General features: G+C 73.9%; 18 protein-coding genes. 2 read left to right on the top strand and 16 right to left on the bottom strand.

The window, feature by feature from the left end; translation table 11 throughout:
- Positions 1-140: 140 nt before the first annotated feature.
- Complete coding sequence (locus GA0115242_RS39645) at positions 141-704, bottom strand: TetR/AcrR family transcriptional regulator (RefSeq protein WP_093836498.1); 564 nt, start codon at positions 702-704, stop codon at positions 141-143.
- 90 nt (positions 705-794) lie between these two features.
- Between GA0115242_RS39645 and GA0115242_RS39640 the strand changes: the two genes are divergently transcribed.
- Positions 795-1,883, top strand: a complete 1,089-nt coding sequence (locus tag GA0115242_RS39640) for a saccharopine dehydrogenase NADP-binding domain-containing protein (RefSeq protein ID WP_093836497.1) — start codon at positions 795-797, stop codon at positions 1,881-1,883.
- Positions 1,884-2,067: 184 nt separating this feature from the next.
- Here the strand turns inward: GA0115242_RS39640 and GA0115242_RS39635 are convergent, their stop codons facing one another.
- Positions 2,068-4,356 (bottom strand): pyridoxal-phosphate dependent enzyme, encoded by a 2,289-nt coding sequence (locus tag GA0115242_RS39635; RefSeq protein WP_093836496.1) that lies wholly within the window; start codon positions 4,354-4,356, stop codon positions 2,068-2,070.
- Positions 4,357-4,493: 137 nt separating this feature from the next.
- A complete protein-coding gene (locus tag GA0115242_RS39630) occupies positions 4,494-4,700 on the bottom strand; it encodes an MbtH family protein (protein ID WP_256089863.1) in 207 nt (68 codons plus the stop codon).
- 296 nt (positions 4,701-4,996) lie between these two features.
- On the opposite strand from GA0115242_RS39630, the gene GA0115242_RS39625 reads away from it, so the two are divergent.
- Positions 4,997-6,439, top strand: a complete 1,443-nt coding sequence (locus GA0115242_RS39625; RefSeq protein ID WP_093836494.1) for an FAD-dependent oxidoreductase — start codon at positions 4,997-4,999, stop codon at positions 6,437-6,439.
- Between the two features lie 147 nt (positions 6,440-6,586).
- Here the strand turns inward: GA0115242_RS39625 and GA0115242_RS39620 are convergent, their stop codons facing one another.
- From GA0115242_RS39620 to GA0115242_RS39555, 13 genes are all read right to left on the bottom strand, one after another.
- Positions 6,587-6,949: a nuclear transport factor 2 family protein gene (locus GA0115242_RS39620; protein WP_256089862.1), complete on the bottom strand. Its 363-nt coding sequence runs from the start codon at positions 6,947-6,949 to the stop codon at positions 6,587-6,589.
- 88 nt (positions 6,950-7,037) lie between these two features.
- Positions 7,038-7,970 carry a GHMP family kinase ATP-binding protein gene (locus GA0115242_RS39615; RefSeq protein WP_093836492.1) on the bottom strand — a complete coding sequence of 311 codons (933 nt, stop codon included), beginning with the start codon at positions 7,968-7,970 and terminating at the stop codon, positions 7,038-7,040.
- A complete protein-coding gene (locus GA0115242_RS39610; protein ID WP_093836491.1) occupies positions 7,967-9,454 on the bottom strand; it encodes an argininosuccinate lyase in 1,488 nt (495 codons plus the stop codon). Before GA0115242_RS39610 ends, GA0115242_RS39615 begins: the two co-directional genes overlap by 4 nt.
- On the bottom strand, positions 9,445-11,067 hold the full coding sequence (locus GA0115242_RS39605) for a condensation domain-containing protein (RefSeq protein ID WP_093836490.1): 1,623 nt from the start codon (positions 11,065-11,067) through the stop codon (positions 9,445-9,447). Before GA0115242_RS39605 ends, GA0115242_RS39610 begins: the two co-directional genes overlap by 10 nt.
- Positions 11,064-14,264 (bottom strand): non-ribosomal peptide synthetase, encoded by a 3,201-nt coding sequence (locus tag GA0115242_RS42270; RefSeq protein ID WP_237549586.1) that lies wholly within the window; start codon positions 14,262-14,264, stop codon positions 11,064-11,066. Before GA0115242_RS42270 ends, GA0115242_RS39605 begins: the two co-directional genes overlap by 4 nt.
- A gap of 58 nt (positions 14,265-14,322) precedes the next feature.
- On the bottom strand, positions 14,323-15,471 hold the full coding sequence (locus GA0115242_RS39590) for a glycine amidinotransferase (protein ID WP_093836489.1): 1,149 nt from the start codon (positions 15,469-15,471) through the stop codon (positions 14,323-14,325).
- 82 nt (positions 15,472-15,553) lie between these two features.
- Positions 15,554-16,855, bottom strand: coding sequence for an aminotransferase-like domain-containing protein (locus GA0115242_RS39585; protein ID WP_256089861.1), 1,302 nt, complete (start codon positions 16,853-16,855; stop codon positions 15,554-15,556).
- A complete protein-coding gene (dpgC, locus tag GA0115242_RS39580) occupies positions 16,852-18,222 on the bottom strand; it encodes a (3,5-dihydroxyphenyl)acetyl-CoA 1,2-dioxygenase DpgC (RefSeq protein ID WP_093836488.1) in 1,371 nt (456 codons plus the stop codon). Before dpgC ends, GA0115242_RS39585 begins: the two co-directional genes overlap by 4 nt.
- Positions 18,219-18,962, bottom strand: coding sequence for an enoyl-CoA-hydratase DpgB (gene dpgB / locus GA0115242_RS39575; protein ID WP_093836487.1), 744 nt, complete (start codon positions 18,960-18,962; stop codon positions 18,219-18,221). The genes dpgC and dpgB overlap by 4 nt, the downstream gene beginning before the upstream one ends.
- A gap of 20 nt (positions 18,963-18,982) precedes the next feature.
- Positions 18,983-20,104 (bottom strand): 3,5-dihydroxyphenylacetyl-CoA synthase DpgA, encoded by a 1,122-nt coding sequence (gene dpgA, locus GA0115242_RS39570; RefSeq protein ID WP_370672357.1) that lies wholly within the window; start codon positions 20,102-20,104, stop codon positions 18,983-18,985.
- 171 nt (positions 20,105-20,275) lie between these two features.
- Positions 20,276-21,175 (bottom strand): TauD/TfdA dioxygenase family protein, encoded by a 900-nt coding sequence (locus GA0115242_RS39565; protein WP_093836485.1) that lies wholly within the window; start codon positions 21,173-21,175, stop codon positions 20,276-20,278.
- Between the two features lie 109 nt (positions 21,176-21,284).
- Positions 21,285-22,208: a sulfotransferase domain-containing protein gene (locus GA0115242_RS39560; RefSeq protein ID WP_093836484.1), complete on the bottom strand. Its 924-nt coding sequence runs from the start codon at positions 22,206-22,208 to the stop codon at positions 21,285-21,287.
- A 166-nt stretch (positions 22,209-22,374) separates the two neighbouring features.
- Positions 22,375-23,586, bottom strand: a complete 1,212-nt coding sequence (locus tag GA0115242_RS39555; protein ID WP_093836483.1) for a cytochrome P450 — start codon at positions 23,584-23,586, stop codon at positions 22,375-22,377.
- Positions 23,587-23,610: the final 24 nt, after the last annotated feature.

Raw genomic sequence — 23,610 nt, 5'->3', positions numbered from 1 at the left:
CGGTGCCCCCTTCACCGCGCACCGGACGGCACCCCGGCCCCGAGTGCCGCCGACCGGCTCGGTGCCCTGTCGAGGACTACGCTCCCGGCCCAGGCCCCCGCCGTGCGGGCCGCCTCGGTCGGGCTGGTCTGCTGGCGGGCTCAGGTGGCCTCGGCCAGCACGGCGCGGAGCGCCTCCTCGGCGCCGTCGAAGCACTCTCCGAAGGGCCCCTCGGCAGTGGCCCAGCGGCCGAACGCCTCCTCGGAGACGATCGCGGCCACGCGTGCGGCGAGGTGCGCCTCGGCAGGCGTGGCTCCGCGCTGTTCCAGGGCGTGTCGCAGCGCGGCGGTGACATCGGCCGACTTGCTGCGCTCGCGCTCCAGCAGCTCCGGACTGGACCGGACGATCGCTCTGCGCCGCCCGGCGTCGGTGACCGTCGCGCTGATCTCCGTGCCGACCTCGCGGAGGGCCGACAGCGCCGCGCGCAGCGGCGGCAGTCCGGGATCCGCGGCGAGCACCGCCTCGGCCACGGCGGGCGGCAGCCGCTCGGAGCCCGCGAAGAGGATCTCCCGCTTGTCCGGGAAGTGCCGGTGGAAGGTCCGCCGGGTCAGCCCCGCCCGCTCCGCGATCTGGGTCACCGTCACGGCGTCGTAGCCGTGCTCGCCGAACAGGTCGAGTGCCGCCTCGCGCAGGCGTTCCGCAGCTCCAGCGTCCCAACGTGCCATGCCCGCATCCTACCCATGGGGATGTCTCAGTGTGACATCGGTGCTAGCCTGGTGATGACACAGTGAGACATCACATGGGGTGGACGACGTATGACACAGGGCGAGATCTGGGTTCTGGGGGCCACCGGCCGGGTGGGCCGGGCCGTGGCGGCGCAGCTCGTGGCGGCCGGTGCCGTCCCCGTGCTGGTCGGGCGCGACGCCCCTCGACTGCGCGGGACCGCAGCCGACCTCGGGCTCCACGGCGACGCGAGGATCGTCGTCGCGGCGGGGGCGGACGCCATGGCGGCGGAGATCACCCGGCAGCGGCCCGCCGTGGTCGTCAACACCATCGGCGACTACGCCGCCGGCGCCGTCCCGCTCGCGCGCGCCTGCCTGCCCGGCGGCCACTACCTCGACCAGGCCAACGATCCGACCGCCTTCCACCGTCTCTTCGCCCTGCACGACGAGGCCGTCGCGGCGGGGAGCACCCTGGTGACCGGCGCGGGGTTCGGCGTCGCCGGAACCGAGGCGATCGTGGCGCGGCTGTGCGCGAACCGTCCCGTCCCGAGCCGGGTCCGGGTCGACGCGTTCGCTTCGGTCGCCGTCGAGGAAGGAGTGCTCGGCGTCGCCCTCGCCACCAGCATCGTGGACGGCTTCGCGATGGGCGGACGGCGTTACGAGGACGGCCGGTTGGTCAGGACCCGCCTCGGCGGGGAGGTCCACCGCCTGACCCTGCCCGACGGCGCACGCGTGTCCGCGGTCGCTGTTCCCTCCGGTGAACTCGTCGCAGCGCACCGGGTGAGCGGGGCGCGCTCCGTGTCGGCGACGTCCGGTCTCGTCCCCGAGTCGCCCGCCGTGCGCGCCGTCCTGCCGCTGCTGTCGGCGATCCTGCGGGTCCGGGCCGTACGGACCTTCGCGATCGGCCGGATGTCCAGGATCAGGGCCAGGACCGCCCCGCGTCCGCGCCCCCACACCTGGGGCCACGCCGTCGTCACCTGGCCCGACGGCACCGTCCGCGAGGGGTGGCTGCGGACCGGCGACGCCATGGACTTCACCTCCGCCGTGGCCGCGCAGACGGCTCTCCAGCTCCGTGCGGGCAAGGGACGCCCCGGCGCCCACACCCCGGCCGCGGCCCTCGGCCCCGAGATCGCCGTCGCCGCCGGAGCCGACTTCGTCGACGACGCCGTCCCGCGCAGCTGAGCCGGCCGGTACAACCAGACCCTCCTGCCTGATCGGCGTCGGCCTGCTCCTCCTCAGCGAGCGCGGCGCGTTGGCCCTTCAGCTGCTCATCGACCCGGTGCCCCTCCCCCGGCGCGCTCCCGCTCCCGCCCGGCATCCACCACCGCGCGCCGGGGTGCCGGGCCGCGTGCGGGATGTCCGTGGTTCAGTGAACCGGTCGTGCCGGGACCCCCGGCTCCCCCTCCGCCTCGTCACCGTTGGACGCCGTGGGGGCCGTCTCGACGTGGAGCAGTTCCATGGCGCGGTCCAGCGCGGCGTCGACCTCCTGCGGGGTGGCCGCGACGGCGATGACGTGGCCGAGGCGGTCGTAGGCGTCCCGCGGGGGTCGGACCAGGCGGCCGGGGGTGCCCGTGGTGACGACGGACTCGACGCCGGGGACGCGGGCGGCCTCGGCCGTGCCCGTCACGCCGATCAGCCGTCCGTGCCGGGGCGCGGTCAGGAAGCGCAGTCCGGCGTGGCGGGCCCGGTCCGCGACGAGCCTGAGGGGGCGGCCGGTCGCGGCGCGCACCTGCTGGTCCAGCAGGTCGATGCCGGTGGCGGCACGGACGAGTTCCGGGATCATCCCGCCGGCGAGGCGTCCGTTGATCTCCATGACGACGGCTCCCGCCTCGGTCAGCCGTGCCTCGACGTGGGCGGGGCCCCGTTCGAAGCCGATCGCCTTGAGGGCATGCCGTGCCGTCTCGGCGAGTTCGGCCCGCGCCGCGGAGGAGAGCGCGGCCGGGAAGAGGTGGCCGGTCTCGACGAAGTACGGCAGTCGGGTCGTGGTGCGCTGGGTGACGCCGACGCACACGGCCTCACCGTCGGCGCAGAACATCTCCACGCTGTACTCGGGTCCCTCGACGTACTCCTCGACGAGCGCCTTCCCGGCGCGTGCCTGGCCGCGCGTGTTCTCGGTCGCGGCGAGGATCAGCGCGACCTGTGCGAGGGCGGTGGCCTCGTCGCCGCACCAGCGCACGTCCTGCGAACCGGAGCCGTCGGCCGGTTTGACCACGCAGGGCAGGCCGACGGAGGCGACGGCCGCGGCCGCCCCGCTCCGGTCGCCGACCACGGCGTGGAGCGGCTGCCGCACGCCCGCGTCGCCCAGCGCCTGGCGGGTCAGGGACTTGTCGCGGCAGGCAGCGGCCGTCTCCTGGGCGTGGCCGGGCAGTCCGAGGGCCCGCGCCAGACGCGCGGTGTGCGCCAGATAGAAGTCGCTGGTCGTGGTGACACCGGCGACGGTGCGCCCGGCGGCGGCCGCGGCGACGGCGGCGCGGACGGCGGCGTCGTCCTCGGTGTCGCAGGTGACGGCCTCGCACCGGGTGGCGTCCAGGCCCTGGTAGCGCGCGGGGTCCTTGGTGAGCAGGACCGGCGCGAACCCCAGCCGGGTCGCGGTGCGCAGGGCGAGCATGCCGGTGCCGGTGGTGTTGGACTCCACGAAGGCGAGGACGGGCCGGTCCCGGCGCGGCATCGAGGCGTAGGACCAGGAGCCGACCGTCGTCCCGAGGGGCACCTCGACCGGTGCGGTGGCGACCGGTCCGGAGGTCTCGTGGCGGTAGACGGTGTCGGTGTAACGGTCCCCGCGGTCCGGCATGATGCCCACGATCCGGGTCCCGGGGGCGGCGTGCGCGGCGAGGTGGGTGAGGACGCGGTAGACCGAGCCGGAGGTGTTCCCGGCGAAGATCTTCTGATCCCGGGCGAGGCTCCTGGTCGCCTCGAACGCCTCGTCGTCGGAGAGCCAGTGGACCTCGTCGAGGAGCCGGTGGTCGATGTTCTCCGGGTGCAGGCTGTTGCCGAGTCCGCTCTGCTTGCGGCCGGCGATGTCGGGCTGCCCGAACAGGACGCTGCCGACGCAGTCGACGCCGACCACCTTCAGATCGGGTGCGCTCTCCAGGAGCGCGGCGGAGGTACCGCAGAGCGAGCCGCCGCTGCCGACCGAGCCGACCAGGACGTCCACGGTGCCCAGGTCGTCCAGGAGTTCCGCCGCGAGGGTGCGGTAGGCGGCGGGGTTGTCGGGGTTGCTGTACTGCTGCGGCCACCAGGCGCCGGGCAGGTCGCGCATCAGGTCGGCCAGCCGTTCCAGGCGGGCGCTCTGCCACCCCTGGGCGGTCATCGCCTCCACCACGTGCACCTCGCAGCCCATCGCCTCCAGTTTGGCGAGGGTGACGGGATCGATCCGGGGATCGGTGACGATGTGCACCGGGTGCCCGAGGTAGGTGCCCACCAGGGCGACCCCGAGGGCCATGGTCCCCGAGGAGCTCTCGACGATCGGCGCGCCGTCCCGCAGCGCGCCGCTGCGCCGGGCCTCCAGGATCACCCGGCGGGCGACGCGGTCCTTCATGGCGTAGGGGTTCAGCAACTCCAGCTTGGCGTAGACCTCGACGCCCTCCGCGGCCGCCACGCGCAGGCGGACGACCGGGGTGTTGCCGATGGCGTCGACCACCGTGTCATGACGCATGCGCGCTCCCTGGCGGTGTGCCGCGACGGCGCGGCGGACGGTGACGGATCTCCGCGCGGCCGTGCGCGGAGCCCGGACGGCGGCGGGCCGCTCCGGGCGGTCGGCGCGCGGCTCACGTGGGCGTCGCGCGGGGCGGGTCAGCCCTCCATGGCCTCGACCAGGCTCCTGGGCCGCAGATCGGTCCAGTTCTCCTCGATGTACGCGACGCAGGCCGCGCGGCTGTCCTTGTCGTGGGCGACGGTCCAGCCGTCGGGGACCTCCGCGAACGCGGGCCACAGGGAGTGCTGTCCCTCGTCGTTGACGAGGACCTGGAACACGGCATCCGGATCGTCGAACGGGTTCACTCGGCGCACCGTCCCTTCTTCGTGCTCGGCACGGTGGCCGGTCCACCGCCGCGCAGCCATCCTGCTGCCTCGCGGCGGGACGTTCCTCGGTGGGATCCACCGTTACGGCGGGAGCCCGCGCGGGGACGGCGCCTGCCGGTGGCACCGCTCCGGCGGCCGTCCCGGCCCGGACGCGTAACGGTGGATCCCACCGAAGCGGCGTCTGTCGCGGTTCGCGAGCATTCCGTACGGTGGCAGCGTGCAGGCTGCGCCGGTCGGCGCGGTGCGCCGGTCTCCTCGGTCCGGAAGGCGCCCGCATGACCACTGCCCACGACTCGCAGTCGGCGGAATCGTTCGACGTGATCGTCGTCGGAGGCGGCCCCGCCGGGTCGTCGGCGGCGACCTTCGTGGCGATGCAGGGCCATCGCGTCCTGCTGCTGGAGAAGGAGGAGTTCCCCCGCCACCAGATCGGTGAATCGCTGCTGCCCTCCACGGTGCACGGGATATGCGGCCTGCTCGGCGTGACCGAGGAGCTGGAGAACGCCGGGTTCGTGAAGAAGCGCGGCGGAACCTTCCGCTGGGGCTCCAACACCGAACCGTGGTCGTTCGACTTCGCCCTCTCGGAGAAGTTCGCGGGTCCGACGTCGTTCGCCTACCAGGTCGAGCGCATGAAGTTCGACAAGCTCCTGCTCGACAACGCCCGCCGCAAGGGCGTCGAGGTCCGCGAGCGCTGTGCGGTGCGCGACGTGGTCGAGGACGACGGCCGGGTGTGCGGGGTGAGCTACGAGGACGAGCACGGCGCCGAGCACGTGACACGGGCCCGGTTCGTCGTCGACGCCTCCGGCCACCAGAGCAGGCTCAAGGCGCACTTCGGCGGCCAGCGGCGTTATTCGGAGTTCTTCCGCAACATCGCGCTCTACGGCTACTTCGAGGGCGGCCGGAGGCTGCCCGCGCCGAACTCCGGGAACATCACCTGCGTGGCCTTCGACGCGGGCTGGTTCTGGTACATCCCGCTCAGCGACACGCTCACCTCGGTCGGTGCCGTGGTGCGCTCGGAGTGCGCGGACCGGGTGCGCGGCGACCGCGAGGAGGCGCTGGCCGCGCTGATCGCGGACTGTCCCCTGGTCTGCGACTACCTGAGCGGTGCCCGGCGGGTCACCGACGGTCCCTACGGCGAGATCCGCGTCCGCAAGGACTACTCCTACCTGCACGACGCGTTCTGGCGCCCCGGCATGGTCCTGGTGGGCGACGCGGCGGGCTTCATCGACCCGCTGTTCTCGTCCGGCGTCCACCTGGCCACCTTCGGCGCCCTGCTCACCGCGCGGTCCCTCAACACCGCCCTGCGCGGCGATCTGGACGAGGCGGAGTGCTTCGCCGAGTACGAGGCCCGCTACCGCAGGGAGTACCAGGTCTTCCACGACTTCCTCGTCACGTTCTACGACGTCAACCGCGACGAGCAGCAGTACTTCAGCGCGGCCAGGGATGTCCTGCGGGAGACCGCTCCCGGCGCGGAGGCGTTCGTCGGGCTGGTCGGCGGCGGCGCCTCGGACGACACGGCGCTCACCTCCGAGGCCCACCGCGACCGGCGCAAGAAGGACCTGTTGCAGCAGTCGCGGCAGATCCACTCCCAGGGACAGCTCATCCAGCTTCAGGCGGCCTTCGGCGAGGCGGTCGACGACTCCGCGGCGGGCGGGGACGGACTGGTCGTCAGCCGGGACGGCATGCACTGGCAGCGGGCCGACGCGTCGACCCCGGTGTGACGCGGCGGCGGTCCGGGTGACCGCGGGACGGCGTCCCTGTCCCCGGGTGCGCGGCCGGCGACGGCCGCGCACCCGGCGGGAGGGGCGCCGTCCGCCGTGCCGGGCGCCGTAAGGAAGCCGGTGCCCGGGGGCGGCGCGGCGGCGTGTCTACACCAGCGGCGCGTAGAAGTACGTCTCCCGGTGGGTGAACAGGCCGTCCGCCCCGGCGGTGAAGAAGTCCGCGAACGCGAGGCGCACCCGGCTGCCGTCCTTGAGGACGCCCGAGAAGGTCCCGGTGACCGCGACCCGCGGGGACTCCGCCGTCATGGAGAGCACCTCGTGGCGGCCCTCCGCGATGACGCGTTCGCCCCGGTAGAAGGAGTTCAGGGACTGCCGTCCGCGCATCGGCTCGTACCCCGGGCGCCGGTAGACGGCGTCGGCCGTGAAGAGGTCGAGCAGGCCGTCCACGTCACCGGCGTCGACCTTGGAGTAGTAGGTACGCGCAAGGGCCGTCAGGGTCTCCTCGTTCACCTTGTCTCCTTCTGCTGCCGCTCGGGTGGGCGGCGGTGAGGGGCGGTACGGTCCGGTCGTTCCGGTTCCGGGGCCGCCGTGGGCCGGGTCAGGGCACCCGCGCATCCGCCGAGGGGTGGTCCGTCGCGGCGGCGGACCGGTAGACGGAGAGGGTGCCGGGAAGCCGCTCGCAGGCGGCGCGTGCGGTGGCGAGCGTCTCGTCGTGACCGGGGGCGGTGGCGTCGAGCAGGACGCCGAGCATGGTGCCGCTGTGCGCGCACACCACGCCGAGCGCGCCGACGCGGTCGGCGATGCCGGTCAGGGCGTCGAGATGGCGTTTGGGCAGCCAGCGCTGGTTGAGGACCGCGCTGCGCGTGGTGACCGCTCCGACGGCCCGCAGGTCGGCGCGGCCGACGGCGGTGGCGAGGTCGTCGACGAGCCGCGCGTACTCCGCGGCCACCGCGGGCGGGACGTGCCGGGGACGCCGGTTGTGGGAGACGGTGTCCAGACGGCCGCCCTCGTCGACGGCGACGACGGTGACGGGCGGCAGCGTGCCGAGGCGGGCGCGGAGCCGGACGCTGCGGTGTTCGAAGACGACGACGCCGGGGTGCATGACCCCGTCGGTGGGTTCGATGGGGCGCAGCCAGTCCTCGACGGCGGCGGGCGAGGTGTCCAGGCCCAGGACGGTGCCGACGCTGCGGGCGGTGGCGACGAGATCGGCGGAGGAACTGGCGAGTCCCTTGCCGATGAGGAGGTCGCTGTCCAGCACGAGGGAGCCGCCGCCTCCTGCTCCGCGGGCGTCGAGCATGGTCCGGGCCAGGGTGAGCGACTTGGTCTTGTGCGCGGGGTAGACCCGCAGCGGGCCGTGCCGGTCGAGGCGGAACCAGGCGCGGGTGCCGAAGGTGATGGGGAAGGTGACGAGGAAGGCCGTGCCGTCGGGCAGGACGCCCTGGAGGAGTTCGCCGAAGGTGCCGCAGGCGGCGCCGGTTCCCTCGTCCAGGTCCACGCCCGCGCGGCGGGCGGCCGGTGCCGGTCCTGTCATGGGCGCTCCGGGACGGCGAGCAGGGTGTCCAGGTGTCCGGCCGCCGCCGTCCGGTTCCCGGCCCGTTGGGTGAACTCCGCCTCCAGCCGGTCGAGTTCGCGCTGCTGCTCGGCGAGCAGGTCCTGTACGCGCTCGGGGTGGGCGGAGCCCGCCGACCGCTTGGCCCGCAGGGCGCGGTCGATGTCGAAGGACTCGGTGAGCAGGACGTCGGCGGGTTCGGCGGTGTGCCCCGACTCGGCGGCGCAGGCCCGCAGCAGCCCGGGGTCGGGCCGCTGGGCGCTCAGACCCCGGTCGACGGCGTGCCTGACGTACCGTCCGGCGATGATCTGGGCGGTGCGCCAGGGGATGCCGCAGTCGAGGGTGAGGCGGTTGGCGAGGGTGAACCCGCCGAGGTGGTCCTCGGCGCAGGCGGCGCGCATCCGGTCGGTGCGGAAGGTGGCGCCGGTGACCACGGCGTGGGCCAGGCGCAGCAGGGAGCGCATGGCGACGGTCTGGACGTGCAGGTGGGCGCCGGTCTCCTTGGACACCTCGACGGTGTTGGTGTAGGGGGTGTTGCGCTGTCCGGCGACGAGGTCCGCGGCCCGGCCCACGACGTGGGCGCAGCGGCCCCGGATGCGTTCGAGGACGGGGAAGTTGCGCTTCTGCGGCATGGCGGCGGAGATTCCGGCCAGTTCGTCGGGCAGGTCGAGGAAGCCGAACCCGGCGCCGCTCCAGGTCATGAGGTCGGTGGTGAAGCGGCTCAGGACGGCGGCGTAGGAGGCGAGGTCGGTGGCGATGGCGGTCGTCCACGTGCGGGAGGCGACGCCGACCAGGGCGTGCGGCTGGGTGCGGGCGAAGCCGAGGAGCGCGGCCAGCCGGGGCCGGTCCCAGGGCAGTTCCTGTCCGGCCATGGCTCCCGAGCCGAGGGGGCAGGCGTCGGTCTCGTCGTAGGTGTGCAGCATGCGGCGCAGGGCGGCGGTGGTCTCGGCGGCGAGGGCGGCGAGATGGTAGCCGGGGGTGATGATCTGGGCCGCCTGGCCGTGGGTGTGGCCGGGCATCGGGGTGTCGGTGTACCGGGCGGCGAGCGCGGTGACCGCGTGGCCGAAGGCCGCCAGGTCCGCGGCGACGGCCTGGAGGTTGTCGCGGGCCGCCATCAACTGGGCGCAGACCTGGAGGTCGTTGCGGCTGCGGTCGACGTGCCAGGCCGGGAAGGGCGGGGTGGTGCCCGCCTGCACGTGGCGTTCCACGGCGAAGGAGATGTCGGACATGTTCTGCTCGGGGTCGGCGCGGATCGCGTCGGGGTCGATCGTGGCGAGGCGGTCGGCGACCACCGCCGCGCCCTGGGGGTCCACCAGGCCCATGCGGAGGTACTCCAGGAGGAGGGCCTTCTCGATGGCGAGGTAGTGGGGCAGCAGGTGTTCGGCCTCGTGGGCGAACTGCGGGGCGAGCACCTCCTGGTGCCACACGTCGCTGGGGACGCCGTCGATCCGGCCGGTCACCGCCATGCCGTCCTCCCGGGGTCGGTGGGTGCGAGTGCGGCGGCGAGCCCGGCCACCGTCGGGTCGGCGAAGAAGGTGCGCAGGGTGGGCGCGGTGGTGTGGCCGCCGGTGAGGCGGGCGAGTATCCGCAGTGCCTGGAGCGAGTGGCCGCCGAGGGCGAAGAAGTCCTGGTGGACGTCGGTGACGCCGGTGCCGAGCACCTCCTCCCAGACGGCCGCCACCCGCTTCTGCGCGGCGCCGCTGGGGGCGGTGGCGGCGGGTGCCGGGTCGGCGGGGGCCGGGGCGTTGCGGGTGCGGGGGGTGGCGCGGAGCCGCGAGAGCCGGGTGCCGGGGGCGTCCAGGAGCGTGGCGAGCATCCGGACGTAGTCGGCGAGCAGGGTGTCGGCGGTGGTCCGGTCGAAGAGGGCGGTGTCGTAGACCAGGCGCGCGGTGCCGTCGGCGACGTCCAGCAGCAGGTCCTCCTCGCAGGAGGAGACGGGGGCGCCGAGGATGCCGGCCGGCGTGTGGTTGAAGGCCAGTTGGTAGACGGGCGGCACGCCGGGCAGGCGGGGCGCGGGCAGGAGTTCGACCAGTGCCTGGAAGGGGATGTCGTGCCGCTCCCCCGCCCGGACGGCGGCGGTGGTGCGGCGGACGAGTTCGGTGAGGTCCGGGTCGCCCGTGAGGTCGGCGCGCAGGACGCGCATGTTGACGAAGGTGCCGACCATGGAGCGGGTGCCGGGGTCGGCGCGGTTCGTGACGGGCAGGCCGACGGCGAGGTCGTCGGCTCCGGAGTGGTGGTGCAGCAGGGCCGTGTAGGCGGCCAGGAACAGCATCGCGGGGCGGGTGCCGTGCCGGTGGGCGGCGGCGGTCAGGGCGGCGGTGACGTCCACGGGGAGGGCGGTCCGCACCTCGGCGCCCTGGAAGGCGCGGGCCCGTGGCCGGGGGCGGTCCAGCGGCAGCGGGTGCACGGGCGGCAGTCCGTCCAGGTGGGCCCGCCAGTGCGCGGCGAGACCGGCGCGGCGGCCGGGGGTGAGCCGTTCGCGCTCGCGGCGGGCGTACGCGCCGTAGCCGAACGGCAGCGGGGGCAGGCGCGGGGCGCGGCCCTCCTCGGCGGCGGCGCACAGTTCGGTGAGTTCGGCGTGGACGTTGAACCGGGAGGCGGTGTCGTAGACGGTGTGGTGGGCGGCGAACAGCACCGACCAGACCCCCTCCCCCAGTTTCAGGACGGTCGCGCGCCACAGCGGGGCGTGGAGCGGGTCGAAGGGGTGGCGGGCGAGCCGGGCCCGCAGCGAGCGGCGTTCCTCGGTCCGTGCGGCGTGGTCGTGTCCGCTGAGGTCGAGGTGGTCCACGGGGGGTTCCAGCCGGGGGTACACGTCCTGGGTGAGCCGGCCGTCCACGGTGCGCAGCACGGTGCGCAGGGGTTCGTGGCGTTCGGTCAGGACGGCGAGGGCACGGGCGAGGTCGTCCTCGGTGACTCCCGCGTGGACGGGGAACTCGTCGACCGCGCAGTAGGTCGGTGTGTCGTGGGTGAGGCAGGCGGCGAGCCAGGCGCGTTCCTGCGCGTAGGAGGCCGGTGCGGTGACCGGCTCGCCGGTGGTGGCGGGCGGGTCTGCGGCGGTGGCGGCGCGGGGGCCCGTCACGAGGGCCCGCCGTCGGGCAGGGGCAGGACGTGGCCGGGCAGGGTGACCGGGTCGCCGAGGACGACGGCTATGTTCCTGGGGCCCTCGTAGGGTTCGCGGGCGTGCGCGGTGCGGATGTTGTCGACGAGGAGGACGTCGCCGGTCCGCCAGGGCGTGCCGACGGTGAAGCGGTCGTAGACGGCGTTGATGCGCTCGACGGTGTCGGCGGTGACGGGTGTGCCGTCGCCCGCCGCGGTGTCGAAGGGCAGCCCGTCGGGGCCGTAGACGTCGGTGAGGTACTCGCGGATCTCCGGGTCCGTGGTGCGGCCGTTGAGGAAGGCGATCTGGTTGAACCAGCCGGGTGCTCCGGTGCGGGGGTGGGCGACCACGGCGGCGCGGCGCTGGCGGGTCAGGAGCCGGTCGTCGGAGAGCCAGGTGTGCTCGATGTGGGCTCCGGCGCAGTAGGCGTCGACTTGGGCGCGGTCGGTGCTGCCGAACGCATCGGGCCAGGCGAGGCCGACGTCGTGGTACATGCGGCGCAGCAGCCAGCCGTGCTCGGCGAAGCGGGCCGTCAGGTCGGGCGGCAGGGCGGCGAGCACCTGCTGGGAGTCGGCGACGGTGGTGCGGCCTCCGCTGTCCGGTGCGGTGAGGCAGGCGAAGAGGAGGGTGCCGGGGACGGTGGCGGCGTGGCTCAGTTCGTGGTGCATGCACATCGGGTCCGCGGCCGGCCAGTGGCTGGCGGAGTGGACGCCCGGCGCGAGGGTCGTGCGGGGTGCGAAGCCCTCCCGTTCGGTCATCGGCTCGATGCCGAGCGCGGCGGCGACGGCGGCGACGTCGGCGGGGTCGCGGATGTCGAGGCCGCGCAGCAGGACGGCGCCGGACCCGGCGAGTGCGGTCAGGGCCGCGTCCCGGTGCGCGGTGGCGCGGGCCGCGGGGTCGGCGCCCCCGGTGCCGGTGTCGAGGATCCGCAGCGGGGCCGGGCCTTCGGCGGGGGTGGGCGGACCGGGGGCCGGGCGGGGGCTCGCGGCGGCCGGAGCGGGGGCGGACGTGCGGTCGAGCAGAGCCGCGACGTCGGCGACGGTGGGCGTGGTGCGCAGTTCGGCGACGCTCACCTGCCGGTCGAGGGCGATCGCGAGGCGGATCGCGGTGAGCGAGGTGCCGCCGAGGTCGGTGAACCTGGAGTCGCGTCCGATGCGCTGCTCGGGCACCCGCAGCAGGCGTGCCCACACGGCGGCGACCCGGTGTTCGGTGGCGGTGCTGAGCGGCGCGGCGACGGTGCCGTCGGCGCCGGTGGCGCGGGCGCGGGCCCTGAGGGCGATCTTGTCGATCTTGCCGTTGGCGGACAGGGGCAGTTCGCGCGCCCGGTGGAGCCGGGGCGGCACCATGTAGTCGGGCAGGGAGGCGCCGAGGTGCCGGGCGACCTCCGCGGCGCCCGGGGCGTCCTCGTCCGTGTAGTAGGCCACGAGCTGGGCCTCGTCGTCGGTGCCCGCGACGACGACGGCGCCGTCGCGGACGCCGGGCACCTGCAGGAGCCGGTCCTCGATCTCGCCGATCTCGATGCGGAAGCCGCTGATCTTCACCTGGGCGTCGCGGCGGCCGAGGTACGCCAGTTCCCCGGTGGGCAGGCGGCGGCCGAAGTCGCCCGAGCGGTAGAGGCGTTCGCCCGGCCGGTGCGGGTCGCGGCCGTAGACGGCGGCGGTGCGGTCGGGGTCGTTGAGGTAGCCGCGGCCGACCGGCACCCCGGCGATGACGATCTCGCCGGGCGCGCCGTCGGGCACCAGGTGGAGCCGGTCGTCCATGAGGTAGGCGCGGGCGTTGCGGATGGTGGCGCCGAGCGGCACGGAGTGGTGGTCGGGCACGGCGTGCATGACGCCGTGGTGGGACTCGTCGCTGACCTCGGTGAGCCCGTAGCAGTTGACGAGCGGGACGCCGGGGAAGGTCTCGAACCAGCGGCGCACCAGTTCCTTCTTCAGCGCCTCTCCCGTCACGGCCATGACCCGCAGGTGCGGCAGCGCGGCGCGGCCGTCGGTGGTCTCGGCGAGGAGGAGTTCGAGGTAGGTCGGCACCAGTTGGGCGACCTGCACGCCGTGCTGGTTCATCAGGTCGAGGAAGCGGCGCACGTCGAGGATGTTCGCCTGCTCGACCAGCAGGGTGCGGCCGCCGATGAGGAGGGGCGAGACGAGCTGCCACAGGGAGATGTCGAAGCACTGCGGCGCGGTCTGCGCGACGGTGTCGCCGTCCTGGACCCCGAGGTCCTCGATCTTGGCGTAGAGGTGGTTGAGGAAGCCGTCGTGCTCGCACATCGCGCCCTTGGGCTCGCCGGTGGAGCCCGAGGTGAAGTAGACGTACGCCAGTTGGTCGCCGGTCACCGGGACGCCGGGGTCATGGGTGGGTCCTTCGCCCCGGACGAGGTCCTCGACGGACATCCGCACGATCGTGTCGCGGTCGCGCAGGGCGTCGTCCAGGGACGGCACCGCGGAGTCGGACAGCACCCGGTGGCAGTCGCTGCGGGTGAGGATCCCGGCCATGCGCGAGGCGGGGAACCCCGGCTCCAGGGGCAGGTAGCAGCCGCCCGCCTTGAGCACGCCGAGCACGGCGGCGGGCCAGCGCGCGTGGCGCTCGGTGACGACCGCGACCACCTCCTCGGGGGCCAGGCCCTGCCCGAGCAGCGCCCAGGCGATCTTGTTGGCCTCCTCGTTGAGGCGACGGTAGGTGAGCGTGGTGGTGCCGTGGACGACGGCGACGGCGTCGGGGTGGCGGCGCACGCGCTCCTCGAACAGTTCGTGGAAGCGGCGTCCGGGCAGCGGTCGTACGGGGCCCGCGCCCGCGGCGACGACGGCGTCCGTCTCGTCCTGCGTGAGCAGGCCGTGCCGGGTGTGCGGCGCGTCGGGCTCCGCGGTCATCAGGTGCAGGGCGCGCAGGGCGTAGCGGTCCAGCCGCTCGGGCTCCGCGCCGGACTGCGCGCCGGCACCGGCCCAGCTCTCCCGGGCCTCCTCGCGCCCGGCGGCGGTGGACACGTGACGCACCAGCTCCCGCCAGGTGGCGTCGGGCGGGGTGGTGGGCACGCCCAGCATCACCGAGGCGACCTTCAGCCGCGCGGCGAGCCGCACCGACTCGGTGTCCGTCCCGCACCCGTCGGCCAGCGCGGCGACGGCGTCCGACGGTGCCCGGGACGCCGTGCGCTCCGGGTCGGCCCGGTGGGGTGCTGCTTCCTGCATGGTCAGGCTCCTGCTGGTCGGTGGGTCGGCTCGGGGGCGGCCGGACGGGCCCGTGCGGTCAGGCGAGGTAGTCCTCGGCGCCCCCGGTGCGCACCGTGTCCAGGGTGAAGCAGTGGAAGCCGCCGCCGAACAGGCGCCGGTGACGGTGCCGGACCGGGACGACGGTGAAGCCGTGCTGCTCCAGGGTGGCGACGAGGGTCTTGCAGGCGTCGTTGACCATGACGGTGTCCTCGTCGAGGGACAGCACGTTCAGGTCGATGTAGGGGCTGGCCGGGATCGGGTCGTCGTTCTCGTACTGGGGGTAGTCGTCGATGCCGGGCGGGGGCGGTACGACGACGTCCCAGCCGCGCAGCGCCTCGGGGAGGTAGTCCAGGACGCCGGCGTCGCGCAGCAGCAGGGTGCCGGGGCGCAGCGGGACGACGACGGAGTCGATGTGGCTCTGGGTCAGCTTCTCCATGCGGTGCACGCGGAAGCGTCCGTCGAGGTGGCGTTCGAGCCAGTCGAAGGCGAGGGCGTGGTTGGGGTTGGAGACGTTGACGATCAGGTCGCGGCCCAGGCGCAGGCAGTTGGCGCCGTCGATCATGGGCTCCAGGCCGACGTCGAGGGGCGAGTCCCGCGGCTGGAGGGGGGCCTCGATGTTCGGGGCGGCGATGTCGACGTTGGCCGGGTCGAAGGAGTGGTCGGTCATCATCGGGCGCGGCATGGTCGTCCAGCGGGCGCCCGCGCGGAAGTAGTCGAGGAAGACCGGTTTGAGGAACTGGGTCTCGAAGTAGCGGTCGCGCAGGGTCGGCGGGGTCTCGATGATCTCGTCGCCGAGGATGAGGGTGTTGTCGCGGAGGTTGAGCGGCGGGGTGACGGCGGCTCCGAAGGAGGGGGTGGCGACCGCCGTCAGGCCGGGCGGGAGCGGCAGGGGGCGGTGCACGGTGATGCCGTGCTCGGTGAGCCGGTCGGCGATGCCCTCGACGTCCTCGATCATCTCGTCGAGGAACCGCGACCGCAGCGCCAGCCGGTCGGGGTCGTTGCGATGGCGGCGTTCCTCGCTGTCCCGCCAGGTGGAGAGGGAGGGGTAGTACCCGCGGGCGCCGGACAGGTTGTCGCTGATGAACATGTCGAAGGACATGTCGCGCACCCGGTCGCGGTAGCCGTCCGCGGAGCCGAGGACGATCTCCTTCAGCGGAGTGAAGTCGTCGTAGCTGTTCAGGCGCATCGGCGGGGCCTTTCGTGGGGGACGGGACGCGGGCACGGTGTGGCCGGTGACCGGGGGGCGGCGCGCGGTGCGGGGCCGGTGCTCATCCCCCGGTCTCCTTCCTGAGGAAGTCCGCGAGCCGTCGGACGCCGGTCTCGATCCGCTCGGGGTCGAGGTAGCTGCAGGAGAGCCGGATCTGCCGGTCGCCGCGGTCGGTGAGGGAGAAGTGGCGCATCGGGGCCCACAGGACGCCGTACCGGTCGGCCGACACCTCCAGGAGTGCGAGGTCCGCGGGGACCGGCAGGTCGACGCGGACGAAGAAGCCGCCCGCCGGGCGGTGCGCGACGACGCCCGGCGGCATGCCGTCGCCCAGGTGCCGCCGGAGGGCGTCGGACAGGTGGGCGAGGTTGTCGCGGTAGCGCTCGGCCTTGCCGCGGGCCAGGGCGGTCAGCGAGCCGCCGTGTTCCAGGAGGAGGCCGCCGACGACCGCCTGGCTGAGGGCCGGGGTGTTGACGGTGACCATGCTCTTGAGGTCGGCGAGTTCCGCGGCGAGCGGACGTACGCCGCCGGCGTGCCGCACCCGCTGGTCGGCGACGGCGTAGCCGACCCTGGCGCCGGGGAAGCCGACCTTGGCGAAGGTGCCGACGTGGACGACGCGGCGGGTGGTGTCCAGCGCCTTCAGGCCGGGGCGGGTGTCGTCCTCGGGGGCGGTGAATCCGTAGGCGTTGTCCTCGATGAGCAGCAGGTCCTCGCGGGCGGCGAGGTCGAGCAGGCGGTGGCGGGCGGCGAGGGTCATCCGCACGCCGCCCGGGTTGGAGAAGTCGGGGGCGACGTAGCAGGCGCGGACGCGGCGGCCTGCCGCGCGGGCCTCACGGCAGTGCCGGGTAAGGCGGTCGAGGTCGATTCCGCCGGGTCCTTCGGGGACCGGGAGCACGGGGATGTCGAGCAGGCGTGCCGCGCCGACGATGCCGGCGTAGCAGGGGTCGGCCACGGCGAGGACGTCCCGGTCGTCGCGGCACAGGGCCCGCAGGGTGAGCAGCATCGCCTCCTGGGCGCCGACCGTGATGACGATCTCGCGGGGTGCGGCGTGGATGCCCTGATCGGCGGCGAGTGCTCGGGCCACGAGGTCGTTGATGAGGCCGCGTGCGGGACCGTACTCGTAGAGCGTGCGTTCGGCGCGGGCCGGATCGAGGCCGTGGTCGGTGCGCAGGTGGCGGAGGAAGCGGTCGGTCAGGGCGCGCGGGTCCAGGCCCTGGACGAAATCGGGGTGGGGGGCGCCGGGGGCGAAGGAGATGGCGTCGGGGTGCCGGCTCATCACCTCGTTGAGGAATCCGATGGTGCCCAGGACGGGGTCCTGGAGCGAGCCGTGGAGGTGCCGGGCGTCCAGGTCGGTCGTGTCGGTCACGGCTGGGTCCGTCCCGCGGCGCGGCGCCGCTCGCGTTCCCGCCAGCGGCGTTCGACCTTGTCGAGGACGTCGGGGGCGTAGGTGCGGTGCGCCTGGGCGACGGCGAACTCCGCGAGGTAGGCGCGGAAGTGGTCCAGGGGTTCCTCGGCGACAGTGAGCATGTGCCGGTTGGCGGCGACGGCGGGGGCGGACAGGGCGGTCACCGCGGTGTCGATGGCGTCGTCCATGCGGTCGGCGGGCACGACGTCGTCACAGATCAGCCGGGCGTCCGGGTCGGTGGCGCGTATTCTGCGGCCGCCGAGGACGACCTGCCGGGCGAGGCGGGCCCCGGTCAGCCGGGTCAGCCGCAGGTTGCCGAGTCCCGGCACGATGCCCTCCTCGGCGGCGGGCAGGCTGACGTAGGAGTCCTCCTCGGCGACGACGTGGTCGAGGACGAGCAGGAGCTGCATGCCGCCGCCGATGGCGAAGGTGTCGACCGCGCCGATCCACGGCTTGGCGACGCCGCGTTCGCTCCAGGCACCGGGCGCCGGGTCGGTGAGCAGGCCGCGCAGCATCTTGTTGACGTAGCCGAGTTCGCGGCCGAGGAGGAACTCGACGAAGGGGATCCGGCCGTCGCGCAGATCGGTGAGGTTGACGCCCGCGCTGAAGACGCGTCGACCCCGATAGGCGGGGTGGTCGACGACACCGCCGCGCAGGACGCCGACCCTGATCCGGTCGTCGAGCAGGACGAGGTCGACGGCGGTGTCGAGGTCGGCGACGAGCCGGGCGTCCTCGCTGTTGAGGCGCGCGGTGTTGCGGAACTCGACGTGTCCCGCGGTGCCGCGGCGCTCGACGAGGACCGTGTCCAGCTCGACCCGGTCCGCCGCCCTGAACGTGTCCAGGAGCGCGAGGGCGCGCGGGGTGGGGTGGAGCATGGTCTCGACGAGGTGGCGGCCCGCGGTGGGCGAGCGGAGCACCGCGCCGCAGAAGAGGGCCTGGTCGATCTCGCGGCCCTCCTTCCCGGCCTGGACGCAGCGGCTCTCGGCCGCCATCTGGGCGGGGGTGGGCACCAGGCCGGGGAACCGTTCGGCGGCGGCCCGGACCAGCTCCGGCAGGCGCACCCGGCGGGTCGTCCCGTCGGTGAGCAGCGCGTAGACGATCTCGGTGTGCCGGGCGAGGAAGGCGCGCCGGGCGAGCCTGGCGTCCGCGTGCAGCGCGGCGGCGCGGTCCCGGTCCTCGGGGGTGCGGTCGGGCACCGGCGGCAGTGCGGCGAGCCGGCGTTCGGCCGCGGCGACGTGCCCGGCCAGCCGCCGGGCGTCGGTCCCGATGTGGCCGGTGGGGTCGGGGACGGCGAGGGCGGGAGCGGCGGTGGAGGGATCGGTGCTCATCGTCCCGCCTCCGTCCCCAGCTCCACGGGGGCGGCCGCCGCCCCGTCGGCCCGGCCCGCGCGCAGGCGGCGCAGTTCCCGGTCGCAGGCGGCCAGGTGGGCGCCGAGGGCGTCGTCGTACTCGGCGGAGGCGGCCTCCTCCAGCAGGCGGCGGCGGATGCGGGTCTCGCGGTCGGAGAGCCGGCCGCGCAGCACGGCCGCGGTGTGGACGGCCTCGTCCAGGTCGTCGCTGACCTGGTCGACGACGCCGAGTTCGGTGGCGGTGGCGAGCGTGATGGCGGAGTCCCACAGCACGATGCGGCGGGCGCGGGCCAGGCCGATGTGGCGGACGAGCCGGTAGAGGGCCATGCCGGGCCAGAAGTGCCCGTCGTTGATGGGCAGCATCAGCCGCAGGTCGGGGGTGCCGATCCGGAAGTCCGCGGCGAGCAGCAGGTCGAGGGCGGGGCCGCCGCAGGTGCCCTGGGCGGCGGCGATGTTGACGTTGTCGAGCCGTTCGAGGCGCCGGACGGCGCGCTCCCAGCGGTTGACCTCCTGGACGGTCACGTCCGCGGGCCATTCGCGGGTCTGCGGCGAGGTGTGCGTGAACCGCAGGACGACGACGGTGCGTTCCCGCTGCTGTTCGGCCTCCTCGCACACCGCGTTCAGCGTGGCGGTCAGCTCGGGCAGCGGGCTCGCGCCGTCCAGCCGGGCCACGATTCCCAGTCCGCCGGGCAGCCCCGTGCGGTCGGGCTCGGTCCTCATGTCGCCGGGGTTTCCTTCCGTCACCAGCCCACCAGGGCCGTCTCGATGGTGGATCCTGGCCCCATCGTCATCAGCACCCCGAGGTCCCCGGGCACGGCCGCCTTCTCGTCGCGCAGCCGCTCGTAGGAGAACAGGAACGAGCCGCTGGAGAGGTTGCCGTGGTCGCGCAGGACTCCGGTGGTGTGCCGCACGTCGTGGCGGGACAGGCCGAGGTTGACCCGGACCGAGTCGATGACCTTCTTGCCGCCGGAGTGCACCACCCAGTGCGCGATGTCGTCGCGGCGCAGTCCGGTGCCCGCCAGCAGCCGTTCCACGGCGGTCTCGGCGTGGGCGCCGACGACGTAGGGCACCTCGGGGTCGAGGTAGAAGCTGAACTTGCCGTGGGAGTCGTCCCAGTCGTAGCGCATCGCGTCGACGGCCTCGGTGATGATGTGGCTGGTGAAGCCCAGCAGCCTGGGGGCCGGATCGGGGTCCTCGCCCGGGTGTGCGGGGGCCCGGACGGCGACGGCCGCCGAGCCGTCGCCGAAGAGGCTGTTCACGACGGAGGAGCGCATGGTGCCGTCGAAGACGTAGGCGGCGGAGCACGCCTCCACGCAGACCATCAGGGCGAGTTCGCCCGGATGTCCCCCGGCCCAGCCCGTGACGGCGTTGAGCGCGTTCAGTCCCGCGTTGCAGCCCATGCCGACGACGTCCAGGCGCTGGCAGGACCGTTCGATGCCGAGGTCCCGGATGAGCAACGCGGACAATCCGGGGGTGAGGAGTCCGGTGGAGGTGACACAGCACAGGTAGCGGACGTCCGCGAGGGTCGCGCCGGCGTCCGCCAGACAGCGTTCGAGTGCCTCGCGGCCCATCCGCAGTCCGGTCTCGGTGTGTTTGCGCAGCAGGTCGCCCTGGGACTCCGCGGCGGGCCTCCCGTCGGGACCCGTCGGGGGCAGGGTGAGGTTGCGGCGGGTGATGGCCCCGCCGAGGAACACCGAGCGGATCCTCGGGTCGGTGATGCCGAAGGTGTCGAGGATCTCGCGCTGTGTGTACGACGAGGGCGGCACGGCGGTGCCGACACCGACGATGCCCGGCGCCCGGGAGCCCGCCGGGGAGGGCCGGTTCCCGGGCGGCGGGGCGGCCGGTTGCTGGGTTCCACGCACGTCTTCCTCCGTAGGACACATGACCGGGGCCGACTCGGGACCGGGGCGCGGCCGTCCGGTCTCGCCCCGGCCTGGTAGCGATGTTCGGGAAGTGCCCGGCGCACCGCACCAGGGCTTGCCGCAGTTACGCCGGTGCCCGCGGCCGGGCGGGGCGGGCGGCGGGGTGCGTCCTCAGTAGCCGACGCGGGCGTTGACGCGGCGCGGGTAGTAGCGCTCGTCGCCGTTGCGCCGGTACTCGGGCTTGGCCGGGGTGCCGCCGGTGGGCAGGTCGCCGTTGACGGTGACGCGCTGGCCGCGGCGGTGCTCCTGGTAGTCGTTGATGGCCATGTGCTGGGTGACCCGGTTGTCCCAGAGCGCCACGGTGTGCGGGTCCCAGCGGTAGCGGCAGGTGAAGGCCGGCTGCTCGGAGTGCTCGAAGAGGTGCTGGAGCACGGCGTCGCTCTCCTGCCGGGAGAGCTGCGGGATGTGCGAGGTCCACATGCGGGTGACGTAGAGGGACCGGTGGCCGGTGACCGGGTGGATCCGGACCACGGGGTGCTCGGCGGACATCTCGACGACCGGCGGGATCTTCAGGACGTGGACGGCGGTGAGGCCCTCCAGCATCTCCTTGAACGAGGGGGACAGCGTCTCGTAGGCCCGGTACTGGTTGCTCCACATGGTGTCGCCGCCCGCGGGGGGACACGTGATCAGGTGGAGGATCGAGGCGATGGGCGGGCTGGGGCTGAAGCTGACGTCGATGTGCCACTCGTCGGCCTTGCCGCCCTTGTCGGGCTCGATCACCGTGATCTCGGGGTGGTCCGGCAGCTTGGGCAGGAACGGGTGGACCTCGACCTCGCCGAAGCGGCGGCCGAACGCCACGTGTGCCTTCGGGGTCAGTTTCTCCTGGTCGGGGAAGAACAGCACGAGGTGTTCGAGCATGAGGGCGTGTATCCGGTCGAACTGCGCGTCCGTGATCTCGTTCAGGTCGACGCCGCGCACCTCGGCGCCGAGGGCGCCGGAGACGGGGCGGACGTCGAACGCGTCGCCGGGGGTGGGGGCGGTGGCTCGCCGTGGTGCTGCGGACTGCGTCACTGCGCTGTCTCCTTCGTCGTTACGGAGATCGGGGCGGGAGGTCGGTCAGGTGGTCCGGGGCCCCGGTGCGGTGGGGGCCCGGGTGCGGGCGGCGCGGAGCCGCCGCGGCTCAGTCGAGGGCCCCGCCGCCGTGCAGCCAGTCGAGGAACGGCCGCGGGGCGAGGGCGCCGACCCGCGCGTGGTAGGCCGCCAGGTCGTCCTCGGTGAGCACGTCGCGGCCGCCGCCCGAGCGTCCCTCGCGGAAGAACTGGGCCGGGTCGGCGAGGACCTCCTTGTCCGGCGCGAGGTAGGTCGCGCGGTCCTTCATCTCGTCGAAGGTGGCCGCCTTCACCAGCTCGGGCCACACCGACCGGTCCACGGTGATGCCGAGCCAGTCGGCCAGCGACGCCATCTGGCCCGCCAGGTCGGCGCACAGGTCGTCGTAGTGCAGGAGCCTCACGTTGGGCTCGCCGCGCCGGTGCCAGGCGTCGAGGGGGTGGTGGAGTTCGGCCGCGGCCACGTCCTGCTCCCAGCCGTCGGACGGATGGGGGCGGCACCAGTTCAGCAGGTACTCGCGCACCGGCGGCAGGGTGAGCGAGGACGGTCCCGAGGAGTCGCTGTCCTGGTCGCTGTTGAAGGCGTGCAGCCACTCGGCCCGGACGTTGGCGGCCTGGTGGTACATGGACAGCGCCCGGTCGAGGGGGTGGCGGGCGACGACGAGGTAGCTCACCCGCGGGTCGAGCGGCAGGCCGTCGAGCGGCACGTGCGTCTTGATGACGCGGCGGTGCTCCTGCTCGGCGAGCTGCGCGTAGACCTGCTCCTGGGGGGTGAACAGCTGGTCGAGCCACGGCGACAGGGCCGACAGCGGCTTCGGGAGTTCGGGGGTCTGGAAGACGAGCAGCGCGCAGATCATCTGCACCCATGTCGTGCCCGCCTTCGCGGGGCTGCTGACGACGATGTCGCCGTCGCGCAGCGGGAAGTCGGTCCAGCGGGCGCTGTCCTGCTGGGGGGACTTGTACCGGCGCGGTACCCGGGTCGGTTCTTCGACGTGCATGGCGGCGCTCCTCTGAGCGGGACGGAGAGGCGGCGGATGGCGTCACGATCTGTCGGGGGACCGGCGAACTGCATCCCCGTTCACCACAGTTACGGCCGTTCGGTGGTCCGCCGGCCGGGGCCGGGCCGACCCGCGTGACGCGTCGCGGCGGCCCGGGAAGCGTCGTTCACGTGTCCCAGGCGACCGGGAGGGACTTCACCCCGAAGACGTCCGCGATCTCCGCCTCGGGGCGCAGTTCGATCTCCTCGGCGGGCACGGCGAGGCGCAGGGTGGGGAAGCGGTGGATCAGCGCGGGGAACGCGACGCGCATCTGGACGCGCGCCAACTGCTGCCCGAGGCACTGGTGGATGCCGTGCCCGAAGGCCATGTGCGCGCCGTCGCGCCGGTGCAGATCGAGCACGTGGGGATCGGCGAACCGCTCGGGGTCACGGTTCGCGGTGTTGTAGGAGAGGATCAGCGTCTGGCCCGCCTCGATGGTGTGGCCGCCCAGTTCGACGTCCTCCAGCGCGGTCCGCATGAACGTCTTGCCGACGCTCAGATAGCGCAGCAGCTCCTCCACGGCCCGGTCGGTGAGCGCGGGGTCCGCCCGCAGCGCGGCGAGCTGCTCGGGGTGGCGCAGCAGCGCGAAGGTGCCCAGCGCCAGCATGTGCATGGTGGTGTCGAGACCGGCGGCCAGCAGGAAGAGGGACATCCCCACCAGTTCCTCGTCGGTGAGGTCGCCGTCGGTCAGTTCGCTGAGCACGTCGTCGGTGGGGTGGGCGCGCTTGGCGGTGACCAGTTCGGCGAGGTGGCCGCGGGTGGCCTCGTAGGCCGCGATCAGGTCCTCGCGGTCCGACTCCAGGTCCCGGAACGCGTCGACCTGCTTCTGGAACGCCTCCCGCTCCGGGTGCGGGACACCGAGCAGTTCGCAGATCAGGACGGCGGGGACGGGCTTGGCGAAGGCGGTCACCAGGTCGGTCGGCGGGCCCGCCTCCGCCATGGCGTCCAGGTGCTCGGCGGTGATCTCCTCGACGCGCTCGGTGAGCAGCCGCATCCGCCGCACGGTGAACCTGCCCATCAGCGGCTTGCGGTAGCGGCCGTGGCGCGGCTCGTCCATGAAGAGGAACTCGCCCGGCGGCGCCGGGGGCGGTTGGGCGTCGCCGTGGTCGACGGTGGGGTGGCGCATCAGCTCCCACCGTGAGCTGAACCGCGGGTCGGCCAGCACCGCCCTGGTCAGGTCGTACCCGGTGACCAGCCAGCCGGGCACGCCGCCGGGGAAGACGTACCGGCTGAGGGGTCCGTGCCTGCGGGCCTCCAGCAGCTCGGGCGGCGGATCGAAGGGACAGCCGGGTCGGCGCCCCGTGGGCATGGTGGTGACGGTGTACAGGGACTCACCCACGACAAATCCTCATCTCGCAAGGGC

It is taken from the genome of Streptomyces sp. SolWspMP-5a-2, assembly GCF_900091845.1.
Taxonomy (GTDB): Bacteria; Actinomycetota; Actinomycetes; order Streptomycetales; family Streptomycetaceae; genus Streptomyces; species Streptomyces doudnae.
This window is presented reverse-complemented; position numbering and strand designations above follow the sequence as displayed.

Bases quoted from the DNA above. Each gene is read 5' to 3' on its own strand.
- GA0115242_RS39645 (WP_093836498.1), bottom strand. From the start codon at position 704: ATGGCACGTTGGGACGCTGGAGCTGCGGAACGCCTGCGCGAGGCGGCA.
- GA0115242_RS39640 (WP_093836497.1), top strand. From the start codon at position 795: ATGACACAGGGCGAGATCTGGGTTCTGGGGGCCACCGGCCGGGTGGGC.
- GA0115242_RS39635 (WP_093836496.1), bottom strand. From the start codon at position 4,356: ATGCGTCATGACACGGTGGTCGACGCCATCGGCAACACCCCGGTCGTC.
- GA0115242_RS39625 (WP_093836494.1), top strand. From the start codon at position 4,997: ATGACCACTGCCCACGACTCGCAGTCGGCGGAATCGTTCGACGTGATC.
- GA0115242_RS39615 (WP_093836492.1), bottom strand. From the start codon at position 7,970: ATGACAGGACCGGCACCGGCCGCCCGCCGCGCGGGCGTGGACCTGGAC.
- GA0115242_RS39610 (WP_093836491.1), bottom strand. From the start codon at position 9,454: ATGGCGGTGACCGGCCGGATCGACGGCGTCCCCAGCGACGTGTGGCAC.
- GA0115242_RS42270 (WP_237549586.1), bottom strand. From the start codon at position 14,264: ATGCAGGAAGCAGCACCCCACCGGGCCGACCCGGAGCGCACGGCGTCC.
- GA0115242_RS39590 (WP_093836489.1), bottom strand. From the start codon at position 15,471: ATGCGCCTGAACAGCTACGACGACTTCACTCCGCTGAAGGAGATCGTC.
- dpgC (WP_093836488.1), bottom strand. From the start codon at position 18,222: ATGAGCACCGATCCCTCCACCGCCGCTCCCGCCCTCGCCGTCCCCGAC.
- dpgB (WP_093836487.1), bottom strand. From the start codon at position 18,962: ATGAGGACCGAGCCCGACCGCACGGGGCTGCCCGGCGGACTGGGAATC.
- GA0115242_RS39560 (WP_093836484.1), bottom strand. From the start codon at position 22,208: ATGCACGTCGAAGAACCGACCCGGGTACCGCGCCGGTACAAGTCCCCC.